At 68.1% G+C, this 26,077-nt stretch carries 24 protein-coding genes; 20 read left to right on the top strand and 4 right to left on the bottom strand.

Going from position 1 to position 26,077, the window contains the following annotated elements:
* The first annotated feature begins 3 nt into the window (after positions 1-3).
* The 13 genes from pilB to FEF15_RS02370 all read left to right on the top strand — a co-directional run bounded on the left by pilB (position 4) and on the right by FEF15_RS02370 (position 10,672).
* A complete protein-coding gene (gene pilB / locus FEF15_RS02430) occupies positions 4-1,797 on the top strand; it encodes a type IV-A pilus assembly ATPase PilB (RefSeq protein WP_163557499.1) in 1,794 nt (597 codons plus the stop codon).
* A gap of 40 nt (positions 1,798-1,837) precedes the next feature.
* Complete coding sequence (locus tag FEF15_RS02425) at positions 1,838-3,073, top strand: type II secretion system F family protein (protein ID WP_163557498.1); 1,236 nt, start codon at positions 1,838-1,840, stop codon at positions 3,071-3,073.
* Positions 3,074-3,082: 9 nt separating this feature from the next.
* A complete protein-coding gene (locus FEF15_RS02420) occupies positions 3,083-3,238 on the top strand; it encodes a hypothetical protein (RefSeq protein ID WP_163557497.1) in 156 nt (51 codons plus the stop codon).
* Positions 3,239-3,262: 24 nt separating this feature from the next.
* The gene (locus tag FEF15_RS02415; RefSeq protein WP_163557496.1) at positions 3,263-3,544 is read left to right on the top strand and encodes a type II toxin-antitoxin system RelE/ParE family toxin; all 282 of its coding nucleotides are present in this window, start codon (positions 3,263-3,265) and stop codon (positions 3,542-3,544) included.
* Between the two features lie 11 nt (positions 3,545-3,555).
* Entirely contained in the window at positions 3,556-3,900 is a 345-nt protein-coding gene (locus FEF15_RS02410) for a HigA family addiction module antitoxin (protein ID WP_163557495.1), read from the top strand.
* Positions 3,900-4,745 (top strand): A24 family peptidase, encoded by an 846-nt coding sequence (locus tag FEF15_RS02405; RefSeq protein ID WP_163557494.1) that lies wholly within the window; start codon positions 3,900-3,902, stop codon positions 4,743-4,745. The genes FEF15_RS02410 and FEF15_RS02405 overlap by 1 nt, the downstream gene beginning before the upstream one ends.
* A 26-nt stretch (positions 4,746-4,771) precedes the next feature.
* Positions 4,772-5,392 carry a dephospho-CoA kinase gene (coaE, locus tag FEF15_RS02400; protein WP_163557493.1) on the top strand — a complete coding sequence of 207 codons (621 nt, stop codon included), beginning with the start codon at positions 4,772-4,774 and terminating at the stop codon, positions 5,390-5,392.
* Between the two features lie 28 nt (positions 5,393-5,420).
* Positions 5,421-5,639 carry a DNA gyrase inhibitor YacG gene (gene yacG / locus FEF15_RS02395; RefSeq protein WP_163557492.1) on the top strand — a complete coding sequence of 73 codons (219 nt, stop codon included), beginning with the start codon at positions 5,421-5,423 and terminating at the stop codon, positions 5,637-5,639.
* A gap of 34 nt (positions 5,640-5,673) precedes the next feature.
* The gene (locus FEF15_RS02390; RefSeq protein ID WP_163557491.1) at positions 5,674-6,078 is read left to right on the top strand and encodes a nucleotidyltransferase domain-containing protein; all 405 of its coding nucleotides are present in this window, start codon (positions 5,674-5,676) and stop codon (positions 6,076-6,078) included.
* Positions 6,071-6,511 carry a DUF86 domain-containing protein gene (locus FEF15_RS02385; RefSeq protein WP_163557490.1) on the top strand — a complete coding sequence of 147 codons (441 nt, stop codon included), beginning with the start codon at positions 6,071-6,073 and terminating at the stop codon, positions 6,509-6,511. Before FEF15_RS02390 ends, FEF15_RS02385 begins: the two co-directional genes overlap by 8 nt.
* A 1-nt stretch (position 6,512) precedes the next feature.
* The gene (locus FEF15_RS02380) at positions 6,513-7,394 is read left to right on the top strand and encodes a DNA replication terminus site-binding protein (protein WP_163557489.1); all 882 of its coding nucleotides are present in this window, start codon (positions 6,513-6,515) and stop codon (positions 7,392-7,394) included.
* Between the two features lie 73 nt (positions 7,395-7,467).
* Positions 7,468-9,885 carry an ATP-binding protein gene (locus tag FEF15_RS02375; protein ID WP_240454047.1) on the top strand — a complete coding sequence of 806 codons (2,418 nt, stop codon included), beginning with the start codon at positions 7,468-7,470 and terminating at the stop codon, positions 9,883-9,885.
* Positions 9,875-10,672 carry a universal stress protein gene (locus FEF15_RS02370; protein ID WP_163557488.1) on the top strand — a complete coding sequence of 266 codons (798 nt, stop codon included), beginning with the start codon at positions 9,875-9,877 and terminating at the stop codon, positions 10,670-10,672. Before FEF15_RS02375 ends, FEF15_RS02370 begins: the two co-directional genes overlap by 11 nt.
* Position 10,673: 1 nt before the next feature.
* Here FEF15_RS02370 and yegQ read toward each other — a convergent pair whose 3' ends face one another.
* Positions 10,674-12,092 carry a tRNA 5-hydroxyuridine modification protein YegQ gene (gene yegQ, locus FEF15_RS02365; protein WP_163557487.1) on the bottom strand — a complete coding sequence of 473 codons (1,419 nt, stop codon included), beginning with the start codon at positions 12,090-12,092 and terminating at the stop codon, positions 10,674-10,676.
* Between the two features lie 247 nt (positions 12,093-12,339).
* On the opposite strand from yegQ, the gene queC reads away from it, so the two are divergent.
* From queC to FEF15_RS02345, 4 genes are all read left to right on the top strand, one after another.
* Complete coding sequence (gene queC / locus FEF15_RS02360; RefSeq protein WP_163557486.1) at positions 12,340-13,038, top strand: 7-cyano-7-deazaguanine synthase QueC; 699 nt, start codon at positions 12,340-12,342, stop codon at positions 13,036-13,038.
* Entirely contained in the window at positions 13,038-13,682 is a 645-nt protein-coding gene (queE, locus tag FEF15_RS02355) for a 7-carboxy-7-deazaguanine synthase (protein ID WP_163557485.1), read from the top strand. Before queC ends, queE begins: the two co-directional genes overlap by 1 nt.
* Positions 13,682-14,527, top strand: a complete 846-nt coding sequence (locus FEF15_RS02350; RefSeq protein WP_163557484.1) for a 6-carboxytetrahydropterin synthase — start codon at positions 13,682-13,684, stop codon at positions 14,525-14,527. The genes queE and FEF15_RS02350 overlap by 1 nt, the downstream gene beginning before the upstream one ends.
* Positions 14,528-14,589: 62 nt before the next feature.
* Positions 14,590-14,868 carry a YkgJ family cysteine cluster protein gene (locus tag FEF15_RS02345; protein WP_240454054.1) on the top strand — a complete coding sequence of 93 codons (279 nt, stop codon included), beginning with the start codon at positions 14,590-14,592 and terminating at the stop codon, positions 14,866-14,868.
* A 47-nt stretch (positions 14,869-14,915) separates the two neighbouring features.
* Here the strand turns inward: FEF15_RS02345 and FEF15_RS02340 are convergent, their stop codons facing one another.
* Entirely contained in the window at positions 14,916-18,827 is a 3,912-nt protein-coding gene (locus FEF15_RS02340) for an AAA family ATPase (RefSeq protein ID WP_163557482.1), read from the bottom strand.
* A 30-nt stretch (positions 18,828-18,857) separates the two neighbouring features.
* A complete protein-coding gene (locus tag FEF15_RS02335) occupies positions 18,858-19,511 on the bottom strand; it encodes a tRNA-(ms[2]io[6]A)-hydroxylase (RefSeq protein ID WP_163557481.1) in 654 nt (217 codons plus the stop codon).
* A 285-nt stretch (positions 19,512-19,796) separates the two neighbouring features.
* Here FEF15_RS02335 and acnB point away from each other — a divergent pair, with 285 nt between their 5' ends.
* Positions 19,797-22,400, top strand: coding sequence for a bifunctional aconitate hydratase 2/2-methylisocitrate dehydratase (gene acnB / locus FEF15_RS02330; RefSeq protein WP_163557480.1), 2,604 nt, complete (start codon positions 19,797-19,799; stop codon positions 22,398-22,400).
* A gap of 101 nt (positions 22,401-22,501) precedes the next feature.
* Here the strand turns inward: acnB and FEF15_RS02325 are convergent, their stop codons facing one another.
* Positions 22,502-23,092 carry a biliverdin-producing heme oxygenase gene (locus FEF15_RS02325; protein ID WP_163557479.1) on the bottom strand — a complete coding sequence of 197 codons (591 nt, stop codon included), beginning with the start codon at positions 23,090-23,092 and terminating at the stop codon, positions 22,502-22,504.
* Positions 23,093-23,329: 237 nt separating this feature from the next.
* Between FEF15_RS02325 and FEF15_RS02320 the strand changes: the two genes are divergently transcribed.
* Both FEF15_RS02320 and rraA read left to right on the top strand, forming a co-directional pair.
* The gene (locus FEF15_RS02320; protein WP_163557478.1) at positions 23,330-25,405 is read left to right on the top strand and encodes a sensor domain-containing diguanylate cyclase; all 2,076 of its coding nucleotides are present in this window, start codon (positions 23,330-23,332) and stop codon (positions 25,403-25,405) included.
* Positions 25,406-25,493: 88 nt separating this feature from the next.
* Positions 25,494-25,982, top strand: a complete 489-nt coding sequence (rraA, locus tag FEF15_RS02315; RefSeq protein WP_163557477.1) for a ribonuclease E activity regulator RraA — start codon at positions 25,494-25,496, stop codon at positions 25,980-25,982.
* Positions 25,983-26,077 lie beyond the last annotated feature (95 nt).

Below are 26,077 nucleotides of genomic sequence, written 5' to 3'. Positions count from 1 at the left end.
GCCATGACCAATTACCTGACACCGCCCAACGCCGATGCGGCGGCCGCCGATGCGGATGCCCCGCTCAAGCGCGCCGCCCAGCCGGGCTCGCTGCGGGGCCTGGCGCGGCGCCTGGTGGCAGATGGCCATCTGACTTTGCCTGCCGCCGAGCGCGCCGAGCAGGAGGCGCGCGAGGCCGAAGTGACCCTGCTGCGCCACGTGATCGACGCCGGCCTGGTCACCGCACGGCGCGCCACCCTGAGCGCCGCCTGGGAGTACGGCCTGCCGATCATCGACCTGGACGCCGTGCGCCTCTCCAGCCTGCCGCCGGCGGGCGAATACCCCGAGAAGCTGCTGCGCAAGCTCGGCGTGGTGCCCCTGGCGCGGCGCGGCCATCGGCTCATCGTGGCGGTGCCCTACCCCTCCACCCTGGCCCAGCTCGACGACCTGCAGTTCGCCACCGGCCTGAGCATCGAGGCGGTACTGAGCCCGGCGGACCAGCTCGTGCCCTTCCTCGAGGCCTACCTCGCCCAGGGCGAAGCGAGCATGATGGACGAACTGGCCGGGGTCGACGACGCCATCGGCGAGCTGGAGTACGACCAAGGCGAGGACCTCAGCGACGAGGGCACCACCGACGCCGCCCAGAGCGCGGCGGACGATGCCCCCATCGTCAAGTTCGTCAACAAGGTGCTGCTCGACGCCATCCGCCGCGGCGCCTCGGACATCCACTTCGAGCCCTACGAGACCAGCTACCGGGTGCGCATGCGCATCGACGGCATGCTGATCGAGGCGGCGCGACCGCCGTTTGCCATGCGCACGCGCATCGCCGCGCGCCTCAAGGTGATGGCGCGGCTCGACATCTCCGAGCGCCGCCTGCCGCAAGACGGCGCCATCAAGCTCAAGGTCTCCAAGAGCCGCACCATCGACTTTCGCGTCAACTCGCTGCCCACGGTCTACGGCGAGAAGCTCGTGCTGCGGATCCTCGACCCCGCCTCGGCACAGCTGGGCATCGACGCCCTGGGTTTCACGCCGGAGCAGCGCGCCCTCTACGAAGGCGTGCTCGACCACCCCCAAGGCATGATCCTGGTCACCGGCCCCACCGGCAGCGGCAAGACGGTGACCCTCTACACCGGGCTCAACATCCTCAACCAGATACAGCGCAACATCTGCACCGCGGAGGACCCGGTAGAGATCAAGGTGCCGGGGGTCAACCAGGTCAACGTGCTGCCCAAGATCGGCCTGGATTTCGCCAGCGCCCTGCGCGCCTTCCTGCGCCAGGACCCGGACGTGGTGATGGTGGGCGAGATCCGCGACCTGGAAACCGCCGAGATCGCCGTCAAGGCCTCGCAGACGGGCCACCTGGTGCTCTCCACGGTGCACACCAACTCGGCGGCGGAAACCCTCACCCGCCTGGCCAACATGGGCGTGGCGCCGTTCAATATCGCCAGCTCCGTGAGCCTGATCATCGCCCAGCGCCTGGCGCGGCGGCTATGCAAGCAATGCCGCCAGCCGGCGGAGATCCCCCGCGAGGCGCTGCTGCGCGAGGGCTTCACCGAAGAGGAGGTGGAGAGCGCCACTGTGTTCGAGGCGGTGGGCTGCCAGCACTGCACCCAGGGCTACAAGGGCCGGGTGGGCATCTACGAGGTGGTGCCCATCTCCAGCGCCATGAGCCAGCTGATCATGCGCCAAGGCAACTCCATCGACTTCGACCAGCTCGCCCGCCAGGAGGGACACCCCGACCTGCGCCGCAGCGGCCTGCTCAAGGTGATGCAGGGGGTGACCAGCCTGACCGAAATCAACCGCGTGACGAAGGATTGATGGCCGCCCGGCCGCTCGACCCACTTCGCAGGAACCCTCGATGGCAACTCGAACCGCACAAGCGCCCCGCAAGAAACTCAAGCTCTACCGCTGGAAGTGGTCCGGCAAGGGCCCCGGCGGCCGCCAGGTCAAGGGCGAGGTGGTCGCCAGCCAGAAGCTCGAAGTGGAGAAAACGCTGGCCGGCCAGAACATCATCGTCAAGAGCATCCGCCGCAAGAGCGGGCTGGGCGGCGGTATGGGCAAGGTCAAGCCGCGCGACGTGATGCTCTTCGCCCGCCAGATGGCCACCATGATCCGCGCCGGGGTGCCGGTGCTGCAGGCCTTTCAGGTGGTGGCCGAGAGCATCCGCAAGCCCGCCATGAGCGCCGTGGTGCAGCAGATGATGAACGAGGTGGCGGCCGGCTCCAGCTTCTCGCAGACCCTGCGCCGCCACCCCGAATACTTCGACTCGCTGTTCTGCAACCTGGTGGAAGCCGGCGAGACCTCCGGCTCGCTCGACCGCATGCTCGACCGCATCGCCACCTACAAGGAGAAGGTCGAGTCGCTCAAGGGGCGCGTCAAGAAGGCCATGTGGTACCCCGCGGCGGTGATCGCCGTGGGCATCGGCGTTACCGCGTTGCTGCTGATCAAGGTGGTGCCGCAGTTCGAGAGCCTCTTCCACGGCTTCGGCGCCGAACTGCCGGCGATGACGCAGATGACCATCAACCTCTCCGAGTTCGCCCAGGCCTACTGGCTGCACGGCCTGGGGGGCATCGTCGCCGCCATCTTCCTGCTGCGCCAGGGCATCAAGCGTTCGGAGAGCTTCGCCTACCGCATGCACAAGTTCGCGCTGAAGATTCCCGTGATCGGCGACATTCTCGACAAGTCCGCCGTGGCACGCTACTCGCGCACGCTCGCCACCACCTACGGCGCCGGTGTGCCCATGGTCGAATCCCTCGACATCTCCGCCGGCGCCGCCGGCAACCTCGTCTACCAGCGCGCCATCGAACAGGTTCGCGAGGACGTGGCCACCGGCCAGCAGCTGCACTTCGCCATGCGCCTCACCGAACGCTTCCCGCCCCTCGCCGTGCAGATGGTCGGCATCGGCGAGGAGTCCGGCGCGCTCGACGCCATGCTCAACCGCGTGGCCGACTACTACGAGGAGGAGGTCGACAACAAGGTCGACGCCCTCACCTCGCTGCTCGAGCCCTTCATCATCGTGGTGCTGGGCGTGCTCGTCGGCGGCCTGGTGGTGTCGATGTACCTGCCGATCTTCGAGCTGGGGACAGTGTTGTAAGGAGGCCTAATGGCCAAGCCACTTTCTGAATTGCTCAAACGGCTCGATCCCGAAGTCGTCGCCAAGGCAAGGGAACAGGCAAAAGAATGCTTGGCGCAACGCCGAAGAGGCAATCAACCGCCAACTGTCACCAACCCGGTTGCAAGCCCAGAAAAACCCAAATAGACTGTTACCAACTAGGTTGCATGGATGACCATCAAAAGCTTCCGACACAAGGGACTGGAAGACTTCTTCTATGACGGCAGCACCCGTGGCATAAACCCTAAGCATGCCGGGAAGTTGAGCACCCGGCTGGACCGTTTGGATGCTGCCACAGGGCCAAGCGATATGGACTTGCCAGGATACCGCTTGCATGCTCTGAAGGGACGCATGAAAGGTCGCTATTCCATTGATGTATCAGGTGCCTGGCGCCTCACATTCGCCTTCGAAGGTGAAGATGCCATTGTCGTGGATTATGAGCAGTACCATTGAGAGGCTATCCCATGAGCCGTCAACGCCAGCGCAAGCCCTCCCATCCGGGCATTGTATTCAAGCACGACGTGCTCGAGCCGTTGGGCCTGAGCGTTTCGCGTGCCGCCGAAGCACTCGGCATCTCCCGCAAGCACCTATCCGCTTTCGTTAACGGACGGGTGCCGTGCAGCCGAGAGCTTGCCCAGCGGGTTGCCAAGGCCACCGACACTTCGGTCGCGAGCTGGCTGAACATGCAGACTGCCCTGGATGTGTGGGAAGCCGAACAGAATCCCGACGAGGAACTGGCTAAGGTGCGCCTGCTCACCAGTCTCGAAACGCAAAGCCGTCAGGGTCAGGCAGAGGGGCAACACCGTTGATGGACCTTCCCCCCGCGCTCTTCTGGCCGCTGGCCGCCTTCCTGGGCCTGTGCCTGGGCAGCTTTCTCAACGTGGTAATCGTGCGTGTGCCGGTGATGCTGATGTACAGCTGGCGCGCCGAGGCGCGCGAGGCGCTGGAGCTGCCCGAGGAGGATCGGCCACGCTTCAACCTGCTGGTGCCGCGCTCCATCTGCCCCAACTGCGAGCAGCCCATCGCCTGGCACGACAACCTGCCGCTCATCGGCTGGTTCAAGCGCCGCGGACGCTGCGCCCACTGCCAGGCGCGCATCAGCCCGCAGTATCCGCTGGTGGAGCTCGCCGGCGGCGTGCTGACGCTGGCCGTGCTAGCGCTCTACGGCGCGACCTGGCCGGCGCTCTTCGTGCTCGGCGCCTGCCTCACGCTGCTCGCCCTCACGGTGATCGACTTTCGCACCCAGCTGCTGCCCGACCTGCTCACCCTGCCGCTGCTGTGGGCGGGACTGGTCTACCAGCTACTGTTCCAGCCGTTGATGCTCACCGATGCGGTGATCGGCGCCATGGCCGGCTATCTCGCCCTCTGGAGCGTCTACTGGCTGTTCAAGCTCGTCACCGGCAAGGAGGGCATGGGCTACGGCGACTTCAAGCTGCTCGCCGCCCTGGGCGCCTGGCTGGGCTGGCAGTACCTGCCACTGGTGCTGATCCTCGCCGCCGGCGCCGGCGCCCTCATCGGCATCGCCGTGCAGATCGCCCTGCCCCGCCTGCGCGGCGCCCCCATGCCCTTCGGGCCCTATCTCGCCGTGGCCGGCTGGGTCGCCCTGCTCGCCGGCGAGCCGCTGATGGCAGCTTATGTTGCCTGGACAATGTGACGCACTCGGCGCGACAGGAGAACAGGATGATCATCGGTCTGACCGGCGGGATCGCTTCAGGTAAATCCACGGTGGCGCGCGCCTTCGAGCGACTGGGTATTCCCTGGGTGGATGCCGACGACGTGGCCCGCGAGGTGGTCGCTCCCGGCGAGCCGGCGCTGGCCGAGATCGCCGAGCGCTTCGGCGCGCGCGTGCTCAACGCCGACGGCAGCCTGAACCGCCGTGCGCTGCGCGAGATCGTCTTTGCCGATGCCGACGAGCGGCGCTGGCTGGAGTCCGTCACCCACCCGCGTATCCGCGAGCGTCTGCACGCGCATCTGGCACGGCTCCAGGCCGGCGATGTTCCCTATGGTCTGCTGGTCTCGCCGTTGCTCTTCGAGTCGGGCCAGGCCGAGATGGTCGATCGCTGCCTGGTGATCGACGTGCCGGAGGCCGTGCAGATCGCCCGTACCGCCGCCCGCGACGACGTCGACGAATCCCAGGCCCGCGCCATCGTCGCCGCCCAGATGCCGCGTGCCGAGCGGCTCGCCCGCGCCGACGACGTGATCGACAACGGCGGCGACGAGGCCGCCCTCGCGGTGCAGGTCAGACAACTCAACCAGCGCTACCGGCGGCTGTCGTCCACCGGGCGTTCCTCGCTAGAATGAGCGGTACATACTCGACACGGCTGGACCCATGAGCCAAGCGCAAAAACCCCTGACCGTCCCCTGCCCGCAGTGCCACCGCAAGGTCGAGTGGCGAGAGGACAACCCGCACCGCCCCTTCTGCAGCGAGCGTTGCAAGCTGATCGACCTGGGCGCCTGGGCCGACGAGTCGCACCGCATCGCCGGCGAGCCCGCCCTCGACGAAACCAACATCGACGAGTGGCTGGCCCGCGCCGATCGGGGCGACTGAAGAAGCGCCTCGCCCACACACCACAGGAAGGGGCATGATGCCGGAACAGAACCCGCTGGTGGATCAACTGATCGAGTTGGCCAAACAACACGAGGAGATCGCGGCACTCTGGCTCTATGGTTCCCGAGCCCGTGGCGACCACTATTCAGGCAGCGACTACGATATCGCCGTTGCTTTCACCAACTGGATTCCGGAAGCGCTAGAGCGTCGCCTGAGACCGGAGCTTCTGGCCATGACATGGCAGGAAGCGTTGGAGTTGCCTGATGGTCAATTGAGCGTGGTGGATCTGGCGACCTGTCCCGTCCCTCTCGGCTGGAGCATCCTCAGCGAGGGCAAGCTACTACTGGACCGCCACCCGCAGGTCCGCATGACCCACGAATCCCGGATCCTGTCACGCTGGGAGTTGGATTACTCACACCGAGCAAGACGATATGGCTGAAGCCAAACCCACCGCTGCCTACCTCATGGCGGTGAAGGAGCATCTCGATGAGTGCGAGACCGATATCGCGACGCTGAAGTCGATCTTGGCCGAGCGACCGTGGTCTCGCCTGGAGCGTCACGCCGCCGAGCGCACCCTGCAAGTGCTGATCGAAGGCTGTATCGGCCTCGCCAAACACTGGGCACGACACGAGATTGGCAGACCCACCAGCGAAGCATCCAGCGCCTTCGAGCATCTGATCGATCGTGGCCGGATTGGCCATGAAGTGCCTTGGCGCAAGGTCATCGGCCTGCGCAACGCGCTGGTTCATGACTATTTGGACGTGGACCCCGAGATCATCCAGGACGTCATCGAACAGGACCATTATCGGACGCTGCTGGCCTTCGGGATACAGGCGATCGAGGCGCTTTCTCGAGCGGGCAGGAGCGGCTGAGATGAGCCAAGTGCACGCCCCGGAATACCGTCTGCTGGCGGAGCTGGAAGCCGCTTTCGATATCCTGATCGAGCGCACCGAGGCGCTGCTTTCCGTCTACCAGCAATCCCCCAGCGAGGCCTGGGCCTTCCAGACCGAGGCGAGCACCGAGTGGCTGCGCCACGCCCTGCTCGACTTCTGGTACCAGGACGGCCAGGACGGCCGCGCCACCCGCAGCCACGTGGGGCTGGTGGCCGCCGACGACAGCCTGCTTCAGCACGTCGCCGCGGTGAACGCCGCCAAGGCCGAGTTCGCCGCCCTGCTCGCCCGCATCCGCGACGCGCACCCGCCGCTCATCGCCGAGATCAAGGCGGTGCTGCCCTTCCGCCACCCCGAGCTGCACCAGCACCTGCGCGGCAGCGGCCTGGCCCGCCTGCACCTCAAGCAGTGCTGGCGGGCGATTCCCGTGGCCGAGGCGCCGGTGGCGCGAGTGCGCCTGGCCTGGTACACCAGCGGGCGTTCCATCAAGCGCCTCAGCGTGCGCGAGGCGGAGCAGAAGCTGCTGGTGCTGGACAGCGACGCCCCCCACGTGCGCATCCAGCTGCGCAAGCTGGCCGGTCTGCCCAGCGACGAGCCGCTGGCCCAGGTACAGAGTCAGGCGCCGCTGATGCGCGCCAACCTCTTCTTCGCCGAGCCCTTGGACGACGGCCGCACTCGACGCGCCCTCAACGTCGCCCTGCCGGTGTTCATCCCGGCGCCCCGCGGCCGGCTGCCCGACCGCAACGAGCCCCCGGCGACGCCACCCGAGAGCCGCACACGGGCCCGGCGCCGCGACGAGCGCCTGGAAGCCGAGCCCTTCCTGCCCAGCCTGCGCATCCACCGCTACCGCGACGCCACGCCTTGACCGACGTCATGCACCCACGGGGCGACTCGGCCATACTGGCGGAAACCGCGAGCCCTGTAGGGAGGCAGTCACGTTGGAATCCCAGGACGGCATCACCCCTCTCTCCGTCGATCAGGTGTACCGAGCCTGTCCGGAGGACGCCTTCGACTTCACGGTCAGCAGCGAACTCAGCTCCCTGGACCGGCTCAGCGGCCACCGGCGCGCCCGGGATGCCCTGACCTTCGGCACCGCCATGCGCAGCGAAGGCTTCAACCTCTTCGTGCTCGGCCACCCCGGCCACGGCATGCACGAGCTAGTGGGGCGCTTTCTCACCGAGCGCTCCCATGACGAGGCCACCCCGCCGGACATCGCTTACTGCTACAACTTCGACGACCCGGCCCGACCGCGCTGCCTGTCGCTGCCCACCGGCACGGGCCGCGTGCTGCGCGCCGACATCGAGAACCTGGTCGACGAGCTGCGCACGGCGATTCCCGCGGTGTTCGAGGGCGACGAGTACCAGAACCGCCTGCACGAGCTGAAACAGGCCATGGGCGAGCGCCAGCGCGACGCCATCGAGGCGGTGCGCCGCGAGGCCCGCGAGCACGACATCCTGCTGCTCTCCACCCCCAACGGCTTCACCTTCGCCCCGGCCGAAGGCGACGACCAGATGATGTCGCCGGAGGCCTTCGAGAAGCTTCCCCAGGACGAGCGCGAGCGCATCGAGGGTACCGTCGCCGTGCTGCAGAAGAAGCTCAGCGCGGCGATTCGCCGGATGCCGCGCCTGGCCAAGCAGCTGCGCGAGCAGATCGATGCCCTGAACGAGGAGATGCTGCAGTCGGCCATCGGCGCACCGCTGGACGAACTGGACGAGCGCTATGCCGGCCACGACGGTGTGCTAGCGCACCTGGCGGCGATCCGCGAGGCGATACTGGTGCACGTGAACTCCTTCATCGAGGAGCAGCCGGACATCCCGCCGGGGGCGGTCTTCAGTCGCTGCCACCTCAACCTGATCGTCGACAACCAGGGCACCGACGGCGCCCCGGTGATCTACCTCGACCTGCCCAGCCACCAGCACCTGGTGGGGCGCATCGAGCATCACGTGCACAATGGCACTCTGCTCACCGACTTCTCGCTGATTCGCGCCGGCGGGCTGCATCGCGCCAACGGAGGCTACCTGGTGCTCGACGTGCGCGCCCTGCTCACCCAGCCCGGCGCCTGGGAGACGCTCAAGCGCGTGCTGCGCGCCGGCGAGATCCGCACCGAGTCGCTGGAGCAGGCCTACGGTCTGATCAACACCACCACCCTGGAGCCCGAGCCGGTGGCACTGGACCTCAAGGTGGTGCTGCTCGGCGAACGGCTGCTCTACTACCTGCTGTGCGAGCACGACCCCGATTTCCTGGAGCTCTTCAAGGTGCAGGCGGACCTGGAAGACGACCTGCCGCGCAGCGACGAGACCCTGCCGCTCTTCGCGCGCATGCTGGCCACCCAGGCGCGCGAGTCGGCGCTGCGCCCCCTCGACCGCGGCGGGGTGGCAGCGGTGATCGAGCGCGCCAGCCGCCTGGCCGATGACCAGCACAAGCTGACCGCCCGCCACCGCGCCCTGAGCGACCTGCTCCAGGAGGCCAACCACTGGGCCGGCGAGGCGGGCGAAGCGGTGATCGGTCGTGCCCACGTGGAAACCGCGGTGGAACAGCAGCGCTGGCGCGCCAGTCGCCTACGCGAACGCAGCCACGAACAGATCACCCGCGGCACCCTGGCCATCCGCACCGAAGGCCGCGAGGTGGGCCAGGTCAACGGCCTCTCCGTACTGTCGCTAGGGGACTTCACCTTCGGCCAGCCGACACGCATTACCGCCACCGCCCGCCCCGGAGCCGGCCAGGTGGTCGACATCGAACGCGAGGCGCGCCTCGGCGGGCGGGTGCACTCCAAGGCAGTGATGATCCTGTCGCGCTGCCTGGCCGGTCGCTACGCGCCGGACACGCCGCTGTCGCTCTCGGCGAGCCTCGCCTTCGAGCAGTCCTACGGCGGCATCGAGGGCGATAGCGCCTCGGTGGCCGAGGCCTGCGCGCTGATCTCGGCCATCGTCCGGGTGGGCATCGACCAGCGCCTGGCCGTCACCGGCTCCATCGACCAGTACGGCCGCGTCCAGGCCGTGGGCGGGGTCAACGAGAAGATCGAGGGGTTCTTCGCCATCTGCCGGGCCCGCGGCGAACTCGACGGCCACGGCGTGCTGCTGCCGGCGACCAACGTCGAGCACCTGATGCTCGATCGCGACGTGCGCGAGGCGATCGCCGCCGACCGTTTCCGCCTCTACGCCATTCACGACCTCGACGAGGCGCTGGCCCTGCTGACCGGCATGACGCCGGGCGAAGCCGATGCTGAGGGCCGCTATCCCCAGAGCTCGCTCAATGCCCGCGTGGTCGAGCGCCTGACCGCCTTCCACGAGACGGTCAAGCACACCGGCCGGACGGGCCAAGACCGCGACGAGGAGGCCCACAACCATGATGACTGAGAGCCCTGCCGACAGCGCGAAGCATCCCACCGGCCAGCCGGCGGAGAAGCACACCTCGCAGGAACTCGCTCGCGTGCTGGCCCTGCTCGACGCCTCGCGCCACAGCCTGGCCGCGCTGAGCGCAGCGGTGGATCTGGCCAGTCGCCGCCACGCCGAGCTCGTAGCCCTCTACGTGGAGGATCTCGACCTGCTGCGCTGCACCGCCTTCCCCTTCTCACGGGAGATCGGCGCCCAGTCGGGCCTCGCGCGGCCGCTGTCGACCACCAGCCTGGAGGCCGCCATCGCCCGGCAGCGCGGCCGCATCCACCAGGCCCTGGAACGCGCCGTGGCCGGCCGCGAGCTGCACCACCGCCTGGAGGTTAGCCGAGGCCAGGTGACGGTCGAGGCGCTGGCCGCGGCCGGGCCGGCGGATGTACTGGTACTGGGCAAGGCGGGTATGTCGGAACGCTTCGGCCCGCGGCTGGGCTCCACCAGCCGCCGCCTACTGCTGGAGGCCCCTTGCACGGTGCTCGTCTGGGACGAACGCCACGCCTTCCGGCGCGGGCCGCTGCGCTATCTCGAGCCGGCGGCGGACACCTCGCAAACCAACCGCCTGCCGGAGTGGCTGGCCGCGCTGTTCGACGCCGCCATGCCGCTGCCGCTCCATCACGCCGGCGAGCTGGAACGCCTGCTGGCGCGCAGCGAGGTCGGCGGCTTGCTGCTGAGCTGCGCCGAGCTGCGCCAACTGCTCGACGAGGACCCCGATATGCTGGCGCGACTGCCCCTGCCGGTGGTGGTGGTCAACTGATCTAGAGGTCGCGCATCAGCAGGGCGAACTCGATGCGGTCGGGAGCGATGGCCTCGCCGGGCACCGGAATGCGCACGCGATGACCGGAACCGGGGGCCGCACCCACGGATTCACCGCGCTTGTTCTCGATATGCTCGAGCGTGAAACGCCGATTGCCGCCGGGCAGCATCAACTCCATGCCGTCGCCCACCTCGAAGCGGTTCTTGACGTCGACATCCAGCACGCCGCGGTCGGGGTCGTAGCCGATCACCTCGCCGACGAACTGCTGATGCACGCCCACCGAGTTGCCGCGCTCGTAGTTCTGGTACTCGTCGTGGACGTGGCGGCGGTAAAAGCCCTCCGTGTAGCCGCGGTTGGCGAGGTTGTCGAGCTCGTCCATCAGGCGCATGTCGAAGGGCCGGCCGGCCACGGCGTCGTCGATGGCGCGGCGATAGACCTGGGCAGTGCGCGCCACGTAGTAATGCGACTTGGTGCGCCCCTCGATCTTGAGCGAGGAGACTCCCATCTCGGCGAGCCGCGGGACGTGCTGTACGGCGCGCAGGTCCTTGGAGTTCATGATGTAGGTGCCGTGCTCGTCCTCGAACACCGGCATCAGCTCGCCGGGACGCGAGCGATCCTCGATCAGTGCCGAGAGCTCATCCTGGCCCTCCACCCCACCGGCGGTGGTCGTGCTCGTCGGGGTCGTGCTGCCCCCGCCGGAGGCGATCAGCCCGGCCTGCCCCTGCTCGGGCGTCCACACGCCGCTGGCCGCGTGGGCCGCCGCCGAGTTGGCCGGGACCAGGTCGCCGGTCTCGTCCTGGGCGGCGGCCACGGTGTTGTACTTCCAGCGACAGGCGTTGGTGCAGGTACCCTGGTTGGGGTCGCGGTGGTTGAAGTAGCCGGAGAGCAGGCAGCGCCCGGAGTAGGCGATGCACAGCGCGCCGTGCACGAAGGTCTCGATCTCGAGATCGGGGCACTGGGCGCGGATCTCGGCGATCTCCTCCAGCGAGAGCTCCCGCGACAGGATGATGCGGCTGATGCCCTGCTGCTGCCAGAACTTCGCCGCCGCCCAGTTGACCACGTTGGACTGCACCGAGAGGTGAATAGGCTGCTCCGGCCAGCGCTCGCGGATCATCATGATCAGCCCCGGGTCGGACATGATCAGCGCATCCGGGCCGGCCTCGATCACCGGTTCCATGTCGCGCAGGTAGGTCTTCAGCTTGCTGTTGTGCGGCGCGATATTCGAGGCGACGTAGAACTGCTTGCCGCGCTCACGAGCGTAGGCGATGCCGCGGTGCAGGTTGTCGAGCTTGAAGTCGTTGTTGCGCACGCGCAGCGAGTAGCGCGGCTGCCCCGCGTAGACGGCATCGGCGCCGTAGGCGAAGGCGTAGCGCATGTTCTTGAACGTCCCCGCCGGGGAGAGCAGTTCGGGAGCTTGCATGGGAAGTCACCGTTGTCAGGACGATGGCGCACAGCGGCGCTTGGAGTGAAGGAGCAGAATTATAGCAGCGCCGAGGGACGAGGGACGAGGGACGAGGGACGAGGGACGAGGGACGAGGGACGAGGGACGAGGCTTGTTGGCGCTTGTCCTGCCCGTCAAGTAGACTATTGACCCCTCCGGACCGGACCCCGGATCGCCGTCGTTTTCCAGAACGCGGCGCCACAAATTCTCCGCGACGAGACCCGACATGACCCTCTCTGTTTCCCCCACGGCGGAAGGCCGTGCCACCGTGGTGATCTACTCCGGCGGCATGGATTCCTTCACCGTCCTGCACCGCGCCCTGCGCGAAGGGCTCAAGGTGTATGCCCTCTCCTTCGACTACGGCCAGCGCCACGCCCGTGAGCTCGAGGTGGCGGCCCGTGTCTGCCGCACGCTCGGCGTACCTCACCAGGTGGTCGACATCCGTGCCATCCACGGCCTGATCGATGCCTCGGCGCTCACCGATGCCAGCCGCGAGCTGCCCGAAGCCGACTACGCCGCGGCCAACCTCCAGGACACCGTGGTCCCCAATCGCAACATGATCCTGCTGTCGCTGGCCATCGCCAAGGCGGTCAACATCGGCACCGGGCGCGTCGACTACGGCGCCCACGGCGGCGACCACGTGCTCTACCCCGACTGTCGCCCCGAGTTCGTCGAACGCATGAACGCCGTGGCGGGCATCGCCAACTTTGAGGCGGTGACGATCCACGCGCCCTATCTGCGCTCGACCAAGGCCGAGATCCTCGCCGACGGGCTGGCCATGGGGCTCGACTATGCCGACACCTGGACCTGCTACCGCGGCGAGGCCCTGGCGTGTGGCCGCTGCGGCAGCTGCCGCGAGCGGCTCGCCGCGTTCGCCGCCAACGGTGCCCGCGATCCCCTTGCCTACGCGACCGAGGTGGCCTGATGTATCACGTCAAGGAGGCCTTCTACTCACTGCAGGGGGAAGGCGCCCGGGCCGGGCGCGCCAGCGTCTTCTGTCGCTTCGCCGGCTGCAACCTCTGGTCGGGCCGCGAGACCGACCGAGCTGCCGCGGCCTGCCGCTTCTGCGATACCGACTTCATCGGCACCGACGGCCAGCACGGCGGGCGCTTTTCCGACGCCGAGGCGCTGGCCGAACACCTCGGTGCCCTGTGGCCCGACCCGGATAGTGTCGTCACCCCCTATGTGGTGTTCACCGGCGGCGAACCGCTGCTGCAACTCGATGCCGCGCTGATCGACGCCATGCATGCGCGCGGCTTCGAGGTAGCGGTGGAGACCAACGGCACCCTGGCGCCACCCGCCGGCATCGACTGGCTCTGCGTGAGTCCCAAGGGCGAGAACGCCCTGGCGGTGCGTGCCGGCAACGAGCTCAAGCTGGTCTACCCCCAGGCCGAGGCCCCCCCGGAGCGCTTCGCCACCCTCGACTTCGACCATTTCTTTCTGCAGCCGCTGGACCGCAAGCCGCTGGGGGAGGCGCGCTCGACCCTGGCCGACACCACAGCCTACTGCCTGGGCCATCCGCAGTGGCGCCTGTCGCTGCAGATCCACAAGATCGCGGGGATCGACTGATGACGCTGTTCGTCAACCACCTCACCCACCTTGATGTTTCGCTGTGGTGCCCGACACGGGGGCTGGCCGGCGCCAGCTGGCTAGTCGACGTGGAACTCGACGGCGAGCTGGGCGAGGACGGCATGCTGTTCGACTTCGGCGAGGTCAAGCCCTGGCTGAAGGCGTACCTGGACGACAGCCTCGACCACACCCTGTTGGTCCCCACCCGCGCCCCGGGCGTGACGGTGCAGGAGTGTCGCGAAGGGCTCAGCGTGCGGACCACTCACTCCTACCCCCTGGAGGTACGCGCCCCGCGTCAGGCCTTCACCCTGCTGCCGTGGGCCGAGATCACGCCCGAGCGACTGGCCGACCATCTCGCCGCCGAGCTGTCGCGCCACCCGCCGGCCCGCGTCGCGGCCATTCGCCTGCAGCTGCGCGACGAGGCCATCGAAGGCGCCGCCTACACCTACAGCCACGGCCTCAAACGCCATGCCGGCAACTGCCAGCGCATCGCCCACGGCCACCGTTCGCGGCTTCATATCTGGCAGGCCGGGCGTCGCCAGCCAGCACGGGAGGCCGAATGGGCCGAGCGACTTGCCGACCGCTACCTGGTGGACGCGGCCGACCTCGCCGACGCCGGCGAGGACGAGCACCTCGGCCGGCAAGCGATTCGCTACACTGCCGACCAGGGCCATTTCTCTCTGTGTCTGCCGCACGAGCGTTGCGTGATCCTGCCCACGCCCACCACGGTGGAGTACATCGCCGCCTGGCTGGCCGGACGGATCGCTCGCGAGAGCGGCCAAGCCACGCGGGTCCAGGCCTTCGAGGGAATCGACAAGGGGGCCATCGCGGAGGCGCGACCATGACGGTCGAAGCGGCGTACTACCACGCAGTGATCGCCACAGACGGCGCGGCGCTGGAGAGCGACGTGCCGATCCACGCCGGGAGCGAGGCGGCCGAAGAATGCCGCCCCGGCTGCGGCGCCTGCTGCATCGCGCCCTCGATCAGCTCGCCGATTCCCGGGATGCCGAATGGCAAGCCGGCGGGGGTGCGCTGCGTGCAGCTCGACGATGCCAACCTCTGTCGGCTGTTCGGCGACCCGCGCCGCCCGGCGGTGTGCCGCCGCTTCGACTATGACGCCGAGCTGTGCGGCGACAGCCGCGACCAGGCGTTGGCCCGCATCACGGCACTGGAAGTCGCCACCTGAGAGACGCTTTCCCTTTCCGCTGAGGGCTCACCCTTTCCGCTGAGGGCTCACTCCTCGACTTGTACCGCCTGCGTCAAGCGGCGATCGAGCAGGGTGCGCCAACGCCCCAGCACCGGGGCATCGCTGTGGCTCACCTCGCCCAGCCGATGGCGGAACGCCTCGCGCGCCGCCTCGTCATTGCCGTCGATTAGGGTCAGCCAGGCCTCGAGTCCGCACAGCTGCATGTGACGGTTCTCGTGGCGGCGCGCCACATCGAGCGCCTCCTGAACCAGACGGCGCACCTCGTCGCGCGGTTGCCCCAAGTGCTGGCGCACCTTGGCGAGCTGGATGGCCAGCTCAGGCACGAACAGGGTGCTGCGCTCCCGGGCGATCATCAGGCACTGGTCGAGGTAGTCCTCGGCGCGAGCGAACTCGCCCAGGGCGATACAGGCATCGCTGTACCACAGGGTGGGCCGATGGAAGCGGTCGCGCCCGGTGATCTCGCTGAGCTCCTCGAGCGACTCGTCGACCAGCGCCAGGCCGTCGCGATCGCCGGAGAGCGCGCGGCGCCAGCCGAGCACGCCCTGGCCGGTCACCTGCCAGAGGTGCAGGTCGGGCGTCTCGGTGAGAGCCACGGCCTGCTCGGCACGCCGAGCCGCCAGGTGCACATGGCCCATCTGGCGATAGAGGGAGGCGGCGAAGAGCAGCGCCATGGCCAGCGAACCCGGATGGCCGAGGCGCTCGGCCAGGCGAATCGCCGACTCTACCTGCTGTTCGGCGCGTCGATAGTCGCCGCGCAGGCACATCGCCCAGCCCTGGAAGCAGGCTGCCGCCACCTGGGGATGATCCGAGAAGGGCAGCCATTCGATGAGCATCGGCTGCTCGAGCGGGTCGATCTCGTCGAGGTGCTCGTAGGCCTGGCGAATGCGCCCGGCCCAGTACTCGCAGTTGGCCCGTGCGTAGTCGGCCAGGCGGCGATAGCGCGGGTCCTCCAGGCGAGCGGCGAGGTCGGCCAGCTTGGCGGCCAGCGCGAAGGCATCGGCGTGGACGTGACGCTGGCTGCAACCCACCCACAGCCCCCACTTGACCAGAAACGCCTGCTCCAGGTCCTCGGGGTCATCGCCGTAGTCGCCCTGGTCGACCAGCAGCTCGCGGGCGCGCACGAAACTCTCGTGGGCGGTGGGCGAACCGTGCCCTTCCAGGGCGAAGGCGGCCTGGCCGCGCACCGTCAGCAGGCTGATCTCGCGCTCCTCCTGCTCTTCCACGTGGCGCAGGCTGGCGAGACCGAAATCGGCCATGCGCAGGGCGGTGCGATTGGCGCTGACCTTGAGCGCCTCGCGGGCGGCCAGTTCGAAGTAGCGGGCGCCGCGGGCGTAGTGGCCGCTACGCCGCAGGTGGGTGGCGAAGTCGCCGGGATGGCGACTGATCCACATCGGGAAGCGCTCCTCGATGAGGCTGACCACCTGGCGGTGAATGCGCACGCGCACGTCGCGCGGACAGGAGAGGTAGGCCGCCTCCTGCAGCAGCTGGTGGCTGAACTGGAACTCGCGTCCGCCCTCATCGCCGTTCGCCGACTCGATGATCTCCAGGCGGCGCATCTGCTCCAGGGCGCGATTGAGGCGAGCCAGCTCCCAGCCGCTGCACTCGGCGAGGAAGTCCAGGCGGAAGCGACGCCCCAGCACGGCCGCCACATGGGCGACCTCGCGGTCGCCGTCGAGCTGGTCGATGCGGCTGGCGAGCAGGCCGAGCAGGCCACGGGGCAGCTCGTCGAGGTGCACGCTGCGCCCCTCGCGGCGGTCCATTTCCAGGCGCCGGCAGATCTCCTGCATGTAGAGCGGCACGCCGTCGCAGCGCTCGATGATCTGGCCGCGCAGGCGCGGGCTCAGGTGCAGGCGGTAGCGGCGCGCCAGCTGCGACAGCAGCCGCGACGACTGCATGGCATCGAGGCGCCCGAGGGTGATCTGCTGATCCCAGTGCAGGCGGGTGGGCAGCGCCTCGCGCCCGTGGTGGCTGGCCACCAGCAGGAAGGCGCAGTTGATCGGCAGACGTGCCTGCAGGCCGGTGAGCACCCGGAAGGAGGGCTCGTCGAGCCACTGCAGGTCGTCGATCATCAGCACCAGCGGCCGCTCGGCGGCCTGCCGTTCGATCATCCGGCACAGCAGCGCCACCACGCGCTCGGCCACCTCGCCGCTCTTGGCGAGCTGGGCCGCTTCCGGCGACTGGCGCACGCCCAGCGCCTCCTCGATCAGCTCGCGCTGCTCGGGGCTGGGCTCACAGTCGGGATGGGCGGCGAACAGAGACGTCAGCCCCTCGGCATCGAGCTCGCCACCCAGGTGCCAGCGCAGCAGGGTGCGCGCCACGCCGTAGGGCTCGAGCACCGAAAGGCGCGTGGTGGGCTGCCAGCAGATGGCGGCGTCGCGGCTCATCTCCAGCTGGCGGAAGCCCACCATGAGTGCCGACTTGCCCATGCCCGAGGCGCCGCGCACCAGCACGCTCTGGCGCAGCCCGATGCCAGCACGCGCCAGGGCATCGCGCAGCACGCGCAGGGCGCTCTCGCGCCCCACCAGGCTGGGCGGCATGGCATCGCGGCCGCCTTCATTGGCCCCCAGGACCAGCGCCCGCAGGCGCACCCGGCCATCGCTGGCCACCAGCCGCGAGGCCAGCCGCGGCTGCAGGTCCAGCGCCGGCGGCATGTGCTGGCTGGCCTCCTGGGAGATCACCAGCTCGCTGCCCTCGGCGGCGTTCATCAGCTCCAGCGAGCCCTGGGTGACCTGACCCAGCGGATCGACCAGATGGCGCTCCGGCAGGTAGACCACGCGGCCGCTGTTGAGACCGGCGGCCAGCTCGAGCCGCGGCGGCTCGCCCTCGCCGCTCCAGTGGCGGGCGATCTCGTCGGGCAGCACCCGTCGGCAGTGCTCGTAGAGCGCCACCAGCTCGGCGAGCTGGTGGGCCGGGCCGTGGGTGCCGAAGCAGGCCAGCCCCAGCCCCCCCGTGGCGCCGGGCAGCCAGAAGCCGCCCAGGTGGCGGCACTGCTGCTCGAGCCAGCGCAGCAGCTCGATCTGCAGTGTCAGGCAGGCGCGCGTCTCGTCGCGGGCGGAGAGCTCGCCCTTGAGGCGCAGGCGTATGGCCATCACGGAGAGCTGGCGCTGTTCGATCTCGTCCTCGCGCAGCGGCGTGCTGTCGGCGGCCAGGGTGCGCGAAAAGGCGCCCTGGGGCGACATGCCCTGCAGGTCGGGCTGGCTGTCGGACCAGTAGCGGGCCAGCTGCAGAAAGCCCGGCTCGGGCTGCTGGCCGGAGAGCGCCAGCAGTTGCAGGTAGGCGTTGTACTGTTCGTGGGCCGCGGCGAGCTGATCCTGCTCGGCCAGCTGGCGCACCAGGCGCTCGTGGAAGGGGCCGTAGCCGGAGAAGCGGCTGACCAGCGCCTCGAGCAGGCGGTCGGGCACCTCCTCGTGCGCCTCGAGCACCCCTTCGGCAAACCGGATGACGCGCTGGCGCCACTCGTTGCGCAGCTGTACCAGCCAGCGCTGGAACTCGGTGCAGGAGGGCAGCTGAAGCTCCTCGACCAAGTCGCCGCGGTAGTGCTGCAGCACGGTCTCGAGATTGGCCACGTCCTGAGGGCCGTCGAGCAGGCGGTCGAGCACGTGGAGGTCGAAACGCCACGCCTCCGGCAGGCGGAAGGCGATGGTCTGGCGCGACACCACCAACACCCGCTCGGCCTCCTCGCCTAGCGACTGGCGCAGGCAGTGCAGCGCGTGGCGAAGGTTGGTACGCCCCGACGACAGCCCCTGGTCCGGCCAGAGCAGCTCGGCCAGACTGGCCCGGTTGACCGGTTGCTGATGAAGCAGCAGGTAGACCAGCAGCGCCTTGACCTTGTCGTAGCTGAACTGGGTCAGGACATCGTCACCCAGCGACAGCGAGAAGTGGCCAAACAGGGCCAGCCGGTCCCGGTCAGTATCGTGAACGTCTGAAGCGTCCTGCATGTTGGCACCCTGCGTGGCGGTGTGGCCCTGTCAGGCAGGCACACCGCTGTGGAAACGGAAATCGGTATCCGGCGTCACGATCAGGTCGCGTTCGCGCTCGGCGAAGAAAGCCACCCGGTCCTCGATGGGTGACGGCGCCAGATGCTGCGCCAGCATCAAGTAATCCTCATAATGACGGCCTTCCGACTTAACCAGACTGCGATAGAACTTGGCAAGCTCCTCATCCAGGTGGGGGATGAGCCGCGCAAAGCGTTCGCAGCTGCGCGCCTCGATGAAGGCACCTATGATCAGTATATCGACCAGCCGATCGGGTTCTTGAGGGCGCACATGGCGACGCAGCCCCTCGGCGTAGCGCGAGGCGCTCAAGTGGCGATAGGCGATACCGCGCGCCTCCATGAGCTTGACCACCTGCTCGAAGTGCAGCAGTTCCTCGCGGGCGAGCTGGCTCATCTTGGTCAGCAGCAGCGGCTCGCTGACGTAGCGGTAGAGCAGGCTCATGGCGGTGGATGCCGCCTTCTTTTCGCACTGGGCATGGTCGATGAGCAGCAGCTCGGGGTTGGCCAGCGCCCAGTCGATCCAGGCCTGCGGCGTGGCGCAGCCCAGGAAGTCGATCAGGTCGGCGGGAAGCAGCGCCTCGACCTCAGAGGCGCCAGGGGATGAAACGGAAGTGTCGGCAGCGGCCATAGCGATCCTCATGCAGTTGGCGCTCATGGTAACCCGCCCCACCGCCTGGCCAAAGCGCACCCGCCCTCGGCGGGCGTCGAGAAGGCCTTGCCCAAGGTCTTGTTTGCCAAAAGTTCTAGGGGGCAGCAACGCGGCTCAGCTTAACATTGTCGACAGTTTGCCGTAGAATCTCGCCACCCAAGGACACCCGATTCATCGAGACCGTTTCACGTGCCATCGCGGCGTTTCGGCGACATTTGCGCCAGCTGCCGCGCATTGGCCACCACAACCAATGAGGGCCCCAACGTGCTTGAAGCCTATCGTCAACATGTCGAGGAACGCGCCGCCGAGGGCGTCCCCCCCAAGCCCCTGAATGCCGAGCAGGTCGCCGAACTGGTCGAGCTGCTCAAGAATCCGCCCGCCGGCGAGGAAGAGGCCATCCTCGACCTCATCACCAACCGCGTGCCGCCGGGCGTCGACGAGGCCGCCTACGTCAAGGCCGGCTTCCTCACCGCCATCGCCAAGGGCGAGACCAGCTCCCCGCTGATCGACAAGGTGCACGCAGTCAAGCTGCTGGGCACCATGCAGGGCGGCTACAATATCGTCTCGCTGGTGGAACTGCTCGATGACGCCGACCTGGCCAAGGAAGTGGGCGAGCAGCTCAAACACACCCTGCTGATGTTCGATGCCTTCCACGACGTGGAAGAGCGTGCCAAGGTGGGCAATGCCGTGGCCAAGGACGTCATCCAGTCCTGGGCCGACGCCGAGTGGTTCCTCTCCAAGCCCGCCCTGGAAGAGAAGATCACCCTCACGGTCTTCAAGGTGCCCGGCGAGACCAACACCGACGATCTCTCTCCTGCCCCGGACGCCTGGTCGCGCCCCGACATTCCCCTGCACGCCCGCGCCATGCTCAAGAACGAGCGCGACGGCATCGAGCCCGAAGTGCCCGGCACCACCGGCCCGCTGAAGCAGATCGAGGACGTGAAGGCCAAGGGCTATCCGGTCGCCTACGTCGGCGACGTGGTCGGCACCGGCTCCTCGCGCAAGTCCGCCACCAACTCCGTGCTGTGGTTCTTCGGCGACGACATTCCCAACGTGCCCAACAAGCGCGCCGGCGGCTTCTGCTTCGGCGGCAAGATCGCCCCGATCTTCTTCAACACCATGGAAGATTCCGGCGCCCTGCCCGTCGAGATGGACGTCTCCAAGCTCGAGATGGGCGACGTCATCGACGTCTACCCCTATGAGGGCAAGGTGTGCAAGCACGGCACCGACGAGGTGCTCACCACCTTCGAGCTCAAGACCCAGCTGATTCTCGACGAGGTGCGCGCTGGCGGCCGCATCCCGCTGATCATCGGCCGCGGCCTGACCGCCAAGGCGCGCGAGTCCCTGGGCCTGGCCCCCTCCGACGTCTTCCGCCTGCCCGAACAGCCCGTCGACACCGACAAGGGCTACACCCTGGCCCAGAAGATGGTCGGCAAGGCCTGCGGCCTGGAGGGCGTGCGCCCCGGCATGTACTGCGAGCCGAAGATGACCACCGTGGGCTCTCAGGACACCACTGGTCCGATGACCCGCGACGAGCTCAAGGACCTCGCCTGCCTCGGCTTCCAGGCCGACCTGGTGATGCAGTCCTTCTGCCACACCGCCGCCTACCCGAAGCCGGTGGACGTGGATACCCACCACACCCTGCCCGACTTCATCATGAACCGCGGCGGCGTGTCGCTGCGCCCGGGCGACGGCATCATCCACAGCTGGCTCAATCGCATGCTGCTGCCCGACACCGTGGGCACCGGCGGCGACTCCCACACCCGTTTCCCGATGGGCATCTCCTTCCCGGCGGGCTCGGGGCTGGTGGCCTTCGCCGCCGCCACCGGCGTGATGCCGCTGGACATGCCGGAATCGGTGCTGGTGCGCTTCAAGGGCAAGCGTCAGCCCGGCGTCACCCTGCGTGACCTGGTCCATGCAATTCCGCTGTACGGCATCAAGCAGGGGCTGCTGACCGTCGAGAAGTCCGGCAAGAAGAATGCCTTCTCCGGCCGCGTGCTGGAAATCGAAGGGCTCGAGGATCTCACCGTGGAGCAGGCCTTCGAGCTCTCCGACGCCTCCGCCGAGCGCAGCGCCGCCGGCTGCACCATCACCCTGGGTGAAGAGAGCGTCGCCGAGTACCTCAAGTCCAACATCACCCTGCTCAAGTGGATGATCGACAGCGGCTACGGCGATCGCCGTACCATCGAGCGCCGCATCCAAGGCATGGAAGAGTGGCTGGCCAACCCGAGCCTGATGCGTGCCGACAAGGACGCCGAGTATGCCGAGGTGATCGAGATCGACCTGGACGAGATCCAGGAGCCGATCCTCTGCGCGCCCAACGACCCCGACGACGCCCGCCTGCTGTCGGACGTCGCCGGCGAAACGATCGACGAGGTGTTCATCGGCTCGTGCATGACCAACATCGGCCACTTCCGCGCCGCGGGCAAGCTGCTCGAGAAGCAGCCGGCCGGCAGCCTGAAGACCCGCCTGTGGCTGGCACCCCCCACCAAGATGGACCAGCACCAGCTGACCGAAGAGGGCTACTACGGCATCTACGGTCGCGCCGGGGCGCGTATGGAGATGCCGGGCTGCTCGCTGTGCATGGGCAACCAGGCCCGCGTGGCCGCCAAGAGCACCGTGGTCTCCACCTCCACGCGCAACTTCCCCAACCGCCTGGGCGACGGTGCCAACGTCTACCTGGCGTCCGCGGAGCTGGCGGCGGTGGCCGCGGTGGAGGGTCGCCTGCCGACCGTGGAGGAGTACCAGCGCTACATGGGCGAGTTCGACGCCATGGCCGGCGAGATCTACCGCTACATGAACTTCCACGAGATCGAGGAGTTCCAGAAAGCCGCCTCTAACGTGATTCCGCTGGCTCAGGAAGCCTGACCACGGATCACTCAGTCGACTCCGATGCTCGCACCATCGACGGCCGCCGCTCGCGGCGGCCAGAGCCGATACCAAAGCGCCCTGCGGGGCGCTTTTTTACGTCAGGGGCCGGTGTCCGCTACCGGGGCGGCATGCGCTGCACCACCCAACGAGCACTGAAAATCGTCAAACGCCGCCTGTGCCGCCGCCACCGCCAGCGCGACGTCGCCACCGGAACAGCGGCGCTCGAGAAAGCCGAGAAGACGCTGCCAGTGCTCTCCGGCACCCGGTGCCGTGAAGAAGGTCACCGGCGCGGATGCCCCCAGCGCCGCGACCACGTGACGCGCGATCACCTGCCCACCCAGACGGGAGCCTTCCAGCACATAGCGCTGGCCGGCCAGCGTGGCCACCGAAGCGGCGACTGGAAGCGCACGCCCGTCCGCAGCCGGCACCGCCAGCCCCAGGGCGGCCAGATCTGCGGCGAGCAACGCCAGCCGCGGCGGCGATGGCACCTCAGGCTCGACGTCCAGCCCGAGCCGCGCCACACCGGCCGCCACGCAGGCTTCGAGCCGCGCGTGGGGTTGATAGAGGGCCAGCAGCGAGGCGCCGTAGGCCTGCCGGGTCAAGCCGGGACGAATCAGCTGCTGGAGGAGCGGGTGGTGATCCAGCCGCTGGTGGGCTTGGCGGGTCGCCTGACGCAACGCACGCGCCACCGGGTAACTCCTGGCTTGGCTGGCAAGCTGTGGCACAAACGGCCCCTCTATCGAGTGGGAAAACGACGTCGAGGGATCAGGGTACCCATCGGCTGCGCTGAAACAAACCGGCCGAAACAAACCGGCCGAAGGGAAATGATGCCGGACCAGAGCGATGCAGCGCCCCTTTTCTGGTAGGGTAACTCGCTAAATCAGGTCCTCCGGGATCGTCGCCGGCTAATCGAGACACGAAACACTGTGACCTCCCCTTCCGATCTCCCCGTCAGTGAGGCACGACTCGCCGACGCCCTCCGTCAGTGTGCCCAAGAGCCGGTCCACATTCCGGGCGCCATTCAACCCGGCGGGTGTCTGCTCAGCCTGGACGCCGAGTGTCGCCAGATCCGTCAGGTCAGCGCCAACCTGGGGGACTTTCTCGGCGTGCCCCCGGAACAGGCGCTCGACGGCTCGCCGCGCGACCTGCTCGGCGACGACCTTGTCGAGCGCATCCGCCACTTGCTCGACCCGCAACACCCCATACACCACACCCTGACGGCCGACCTGGCGGGCCCTGATTCCCGGCGCCGCTTTCAAGTAACGACCTATCGCAGCGGTTCACGCGTCGTGGTCGAACTCGAGCCGCTGACCGACGCGGAGGAACACCACCTTCTGGGGATGCTCAATCGCTGGCTCGTCACCGTGGCCGATGCCCCCACTTCCGAGCAACTGTTGCAGCAACTCGTCGATGAGGTGTACACGCTGACCGGACTCGATCGCGTCATGGTCTACCGTTTCGATGAGCGCTGGAACGGCAGCGTGGTCGCCGAGCGCCGCAACGACACGGCCGAGAGCTTCTTTGACCACCACTTTCCGGCCAGCGACATTCCTCCCCAGGTCCGCCGGCTCTACGACATCAACCGGCTACGCAGCATTCCCGATGCCACGGCCCCGCCGGTTCCCCTCGTTCCGGCCGTCGACCCCGTCGATGCCGCTCCCCTCGATCTTTCGCGGGGCCTGCTGCGCGCGGTGTCCCCCGTGCACCAGACCTACCTCGCCAACATGGGGGTGAAGACGGCGCTTTCCGTCGCCCTGCACGATGACGAGGAGCGTCTCAGCGGCCTGCTTTCCTGCCACGGCCTGGCGAACCATCCGCTCTCACCCAGCGTCCGCGACACGGTCCGCGCGCTGGTGCAGGTTGCCGTGCCCCAACTGATGCTGCTGCAGGCCAAGGCCGACAACGAACTCATGCAGCGCGTGCAGCTCAGCCGCGACTTGCTCAACCCCGTGGATGAACACCAGGTGCAGCCGGCATCGATCGTGGCCCAGCGAGGCGATGAGTGGCTGTCGCTGTTCCGCGCTGACGGGGTCGCATTGCACCACCGCCAGCGGTCGGGCACGTGCGGCAAGGTGCCCGATGTGTCGGCTCGCAGCGCGATCGTCGACTGGCTCAATGGCCCCGAGAACGCCGCTGCCCCCTGGTACAGCCATGCTCTCTCGACCACCCCCCTGGCCGAATGGCGAGGTACCAGTTGCGGACTGCTGGCCATCCCGCTGCCGATCGATACCCACACGCCCAGCTGGCTGCTGCTGTTTCGCGACGAGGAGAACATCACCCGTCGCTGGGCCGGCTCGCCGCAGAAGCCGCTCGACTACCAGGACAATCAGTGGGTATTGAGCCCGCGCCGCTCCTTTGCCGAATGGCAGGAGAAGGTTCGCGATCAAGCCAAGGTGTGGCGGCGCAACGAGCGTCGTGCCGCCCGCGACCTGGCGGAAAACCTGGCCGCGCTGATCGCCAGTCACGAGATCCATCTGCTCAATGCCCGGTTGCACCAGGTCAATGAGCGCCTCGAACGCCTGGCCACCCAGGACAGCCTCACCGACGTCTGGAATCGCTATCGCATCGAACAGTCCATCGAAGCCGAGATCGCGTCGGCGACGCGCTACCAGCGCGACTCTGCCCTGCTGCTGTTCGATGTCGACCACTTCAAGGCCATCAACGACAAGCACGGCCACGAGATCGGCGACAAGGTGCTGAAGACCCTGGTCACGACGGTGCAAGCCGGCCTGCGCGACGCCGACCACCTGGGCCGCTGGGGTGGCGAGGAGTTTGTGGTGCTGGCCACCGGCACATCGGCGCGCGGCGCCGAGGAGCTGGCCGAGCGACTGCGTCAGCGTGTCGCCGATACCTGTTTCGAGGCAGTGGGGCAGGTGACGGTGAGCATCGGTATCGCCACCTATCAGCCCGGTGACACCACCAAAACTCTGGTCAAGCGTGCCGACCAGGCCATGTATGCCGCCAAGCAGACCGGCCGTAACTGCATCCACTGCGCGGATTGACCCGTCCCGTCCCCCACCAAAGCCGTCTTTCCCCGTCGGCTGCCTATGGCATCATCGAGGTATCGGCCACTCAACCAAGGAGCACCCGATGAGCGCGATCATCACCCCGGACATCTGCGACGCCCACCCCGAGGTGCAGGTGCTGGACCCCATCTTCGTCAATTTCGGCGGTCGCGAGGCCTTCTGCGGGCCGGTACGCACCGTGAAGTGCTTCGAGGACAACTCCCGCGTCAAGGAGGCGGTCACCGAGCCGGGTGACGGCGCCGTGCTGGTGGTGGATGTCGGCGGCTCGCAGCGCTGCGCCATGCTCGGCGACATGCTCGCCGAACAGGCCGCGGAGAACGGTTGGGCCGGGGTGGTGATGTATGGCTGCGTGCGCGACGTCGATGTGCTCGCCGAGACCGACCTGGGCGTACAGGCGCTGGGCAGTCATCCGCGCAAGAGCGAGAAGCGCGGCGAGGGGCAGCGCGACATCCCCGTGACCTTTGCCGGCGTGACGCTCAAGCCCGGTCAGTGGCTCTATGCCGACAACAACGGCATCCTGGTCGCCGACGAGCGCCTGCCCCTGGACGGCTGAGCCGGCCGCGGCACCGTTTGTCATGCCCCCACCGGCAGGCTTGCCCGGCGCAGCCCGCCGGTGCCACCCTGATGACATGCTGATTACCGTCCGTT

Source organism: Halomonas sp. NO4 (genome assembly GCF_010994375.1).
GTDB lineage: Bacteria > Pseudomonadota > Gammaproteobacteria > Pseudomonadales > Halomonadaceae > Halomonas.
This window is presented reverse-complemented; position numbering and strand designations above follow the sequence as displayed.

Bases quoted from the DNA above. Each gene is read 5' to 3' on its own strand.
- FEF15_RS02415 (WP_163557496.1), top strand. From the start codon at position 3,263: ATGACCATCAAAAGCTTCCGACACAAGGGACTGGAAGACTTCTTCTAT.
- FEF15_RS02420 (WP_163557497.1), top strand. From the start codon at position 3,083: ATGGCCAAGCCACTTTCTGAATTGCTCAAACGGCTCGATCCCGAAGTC.
- FEF15_RS02390 (WP_163557491.1), top strand. From the start codon at position 5,674: ATGATGCCGGAACAGAACCCGCTGGTGGATCAACTGATCGAGTTGGCC.
- FEF15_RS02335 (WP_163557481.1), bottom strand. From the start codon at position 19,511: ATGGCCGCTGCCGACACTTCCGTTTCATCCCCTGGCGCCTCTGAGGTC.
- FEF15_RS02385 (WP_163557490.1), top strand. From the start codon at position 6,071: ATGGCTGAAGCCAAACCCACCGCTGCCTACCTCATGGCGGTGAAGGAG.
- FEF15_RS02425 (WP_163557498.1), top strand. From the start codon at position 1,838: ATGGCAACTCGAACCGCACAAGCGCCCCGCAAGAAACTCAAGCTCTAC.
- coaE (WP_163557493.1), top strand. From the start codon at position 4,772: ATGATCATCGGTCTGACCGGCGGGATCGCTTCAGGTAAATCCACGGTG.
- FEF15_RS02410 (WP_163557495.1), top strand. From the start codon at position 3,556: ATGAGCCGTCAACGCCAGCGCAAGCCCTCCCATCCGGGCATTGTATTC.
- FEF15_RS02340 (WP_163557482.1), bottom strand. From the start codon at position 18,827: ATGCAGGACGCTTCAGACGTTCACGATACTGACCGGGACCGGCTGGCC.
- queE (WP_163557485.1), top strand. From the start codon at position 13,038: ATGTATCACGTCAAGGAGGCCTTCTACTCACTGCAGGGGGAAGGCGCC.
- FEF15_RS02380 (WP_163557489.1), top strand. From the start codon at position 6,513: ATGAGCCAAGTGCACGCCCCGGAATACCGTCTGCTGGCGGAGCTGGAA.
- pilB (WP_163557499.1), top strand. From the start codon at position 4: ATGACCAATTACCTGACACCGCCCAACGCCGATGCGGCGGCCGCCGAT.
- rraA (WP_163557477.1), top strand. From the start codon at position 25,494: ATGAGCGCGATCATCACCCCGGACATCTGCGACGCCCACCCCGAGGTG.
- FEF15_RS02350 (WP_163557484.1), top strand. From the start codon at position 13,682: ATGACGCTGTTCGTCAACCACCTCACCCACCTTGATGTTTCGCTGTGG.
- yegQ (WP_163557487.1), bottom strand. From the start codon at position 12,092: ATGCAAGCTCCCGAACTGCTCTCCCCGGCGGGGACGTTCAAGAACATG.
- FEF15_RS02405 (WP_163557494.1), top strand. From the start codon at position 3,900: ATGGACCTTCCCCCCGCGCTCTTCTGGCCGCTGGCCGCCTTCCTGGGC.
- yacG (WP_163557492.1), top strand. From the start codon at position 5,421: ATGAGCCAAGCGCAAAAACCCCTGACCGTCCCCTGCCCGCAGTGCCAC.
- FEF15_RS02370 (WP_163557488.1), top strand. From the start codon at position 9,875: ATGATGACTGAGAGCCCTGCCGACAGCGCGAAGCATCCCACCGGCCAG.
- queC (WP_163557486.1), top strand. From the start codon at position 12,340: ATGACCCTCTCTGTTTCCCCCACGGCGGAAGGCCGTGCCACCGTGGTG.